2 protein-coding genes are annotated in these 2,069 nt (G+C 36.3%); one reads left to right on the forward strand and one right to left on the reverse strand.

The window, feature by feature from the left end:
* The first annotated feature begins 285 nt into the window (after nt 1-285).
* On the forward strand, nt 286-1,224 hold the full coding sequence (locus OM074_RS21015; RefSeq protein ID WP_301202676.1) for a UDP-glucuronic acid decarboxylase family protein: 939 nt from the start codon (nt 286-288) through the stop codon (nt 1,222-1,224).
* Nucleotides 1,225-1,675: 451 nt separating this feature from the next.
* Here the strand turns inward: OM074_RS21015 and OM074_RS21020 are convergent, their stop codons facing one another.
* Entirely contained in the window at nt 1,676-1,915 is a 240-nt protein-coding gene (locus OM074_RS21020) for a hypothetical protein (RefSeq protein WP_301202677.1), read from the reverse strand.
* Between the last annotated feature and the right edge of the window lie 154 nt (nt 1,916-2,069).

The raw sequence follows: 2,069 nt of genomic DNA on the forward strand, positions 1-2,069 counted from the left end.
GGCAAAAACCAATCAATAAAAATCAGGATTTTCTTTTTCTCTTGCATAAACTATTCAAATTTGCACCTAAAGATAGTTTTTCTACCCGAAAAAACTGTCAGCGTTAACAACCTGACAGCGTTTTATTAGAAAAAAGCAAAGAGCGGAGCGTTACACAAATTAGTAAAACAAACAAGCAACCAGTATCAAGAATCCAGTTGTAACCTCTAATTCTATAAAACAATCAGGTATTCAACAAAAAAATGTACATTTGCCTATTCAATTTAATTTATTGTCCCATAAAAAATGAAACGTATTCTTGTTACCGGAGGAGCCGGGTTTATCGGTTCTCATTTATGTGAACGCTTACTTAACGAAGGAAATGAAGTTATCTGTTTGGATAACTATTTTACCGGATCAAAAACCAATGTGGTACACTTAATGGATCATCCATATTTTGAGTTGATCCGCCACGATGTTACCCATCCTTTTTTTATTGAAGTAGATCAGATTTATAATTTGGCCTGTCCTGCATCCCCGGTACATTACCAGTACAATCCCATCAAAACTATTAAAACATCTGTTATGGGTGCCATTAATATGCTGGGATTGGCAAAAAGAATAAAAGCAAGAATATTACAAGCCAGTACCAGCGAGGTTTATGGAGATCCTATTGTTCACCCTCAAAAAGAAAGTTATTGGGGTAATGTAAACCCTATTGGTCAGCGCTCATGCTACGATGAAGGCAAACGGTGTGCAGAAACCCTGTTTATGGATTACCGCTTACAAAATAATGTCGACATTAAAATTATCCGTATTTTTAATACTTACGGTCCTCATATGAATCCTAATGATGGCAGGGTAGTTTCTAACTTTATTGTTCAGGCATTAAAAGGAGAAGATATTACTATCTACGGTGACGGAACACAAACCAGGAGTTTTCAATATGTGGATGACTTACTGGAAGGTATGATTCGCATGATGAATAGCCGGGATGGTTTCTGGGGACCAGTAAACGTAGGCAATCCAATAGAATTCACCATGCTTGAGTTAGCTGAATTGGTTATAAAACTCACCAATTCAAAATCAAAAATCATCCACCTTCCCCTACCACAAGACGACCCAACACAGCGCCAGCCGGATATTACCCTGGCAAAAAAGGAACTAAATGGATGGGAACCCAAGGTTAAATTAGAACAAGGTTTAGTGAAAACCATTCAATACTTTGATGGATTATTGGGGTAGGTATTAGCACGGCTGCGCCTTTAGCTGATAGGACGCTGCGCTTTAGCTTGACACATTACCACCAAAACACACTGTGCCAACAGGTTAAAATCTCGTTCGTAATTATAAAAGTCTAAGCCTTAAATACCTTTGCGAATCAAATAAATTGAGTTAGCAATTTTTGGGTTTCTTGGTAAAAAAAAGCGAAGAGCAAAGAGCAGAGGGTTGAGAGCGTAGAGTAGCCTTCTCCTACGAAAACCAATCTTCCTCTTTGCCCTGAAGCTTTTGAAAAAAATATTGCAATAGAAATTACTTCTAATAAAAATGATATTCTATCCGGTCTTCAGAAATCAATAAACTTAAAAACAAAAGAACTAGAATCTCTAAGCATAAAAGCTAATACCTTTGTTAACAATAACTATTCTTTAAAACGCATTGCGCAAATACAATATTGTAATTTCTAAACAGTGTATTAATCAAACCTTACTACTCTCTCCAACAAAAGCACTTCCTCTCCTTCATCATCAATTTGAAATTCCCCATCGTAGTATGGGCTATCCGGATTATGCACCACCTTGTTTACGCAAGGATGATAAAAATTTTCATAACCATTTTCGTATCCACTTACTACTACTGGCATACCTTTGGGGTATTGTTGTAATATCTCTATTAATTCTCCAACAGTAAAATTATATAACTCTTTGTCATTCATTACTCATCTATTCTATTGATTCATACTCCACCATATTAGCCATCTACCTCACGGGTCCTCCAGCCTTATACCCCGGCAAAAACCAATCAATAAAAATCAGGATTTTCTTTTTCTCTTGCATAAACTATTCAAATTTGCACCTAAAGATAGTTTT

Source organism: Plebeiibacterium marinum, assembly GCF_026013615.1.
Classification (GTDB): domain Bacteria; phylum Bacteroidota; class Bacteroidia; order Bacteroidales; family Marinilabiliaceae; genus Saccharicrinis; species Saccharicrinis marinus_A.

Coding starts and splice junctions, on each gene's coding strand:
- OM074_RS21015 (WP_301202676.1), top strand. CDS start 286: ATGAAACGTATTCTTGTTACCGGAGGAGCCGGGTTTATCGGTTCTCAT.
- OM074_RS21020 (WP_301202677.1), bottom strand. CDS start 1,915: ATGAATGACAAAGAGTTATATAATTTTACTGTTGGAGAATTAATAGAG.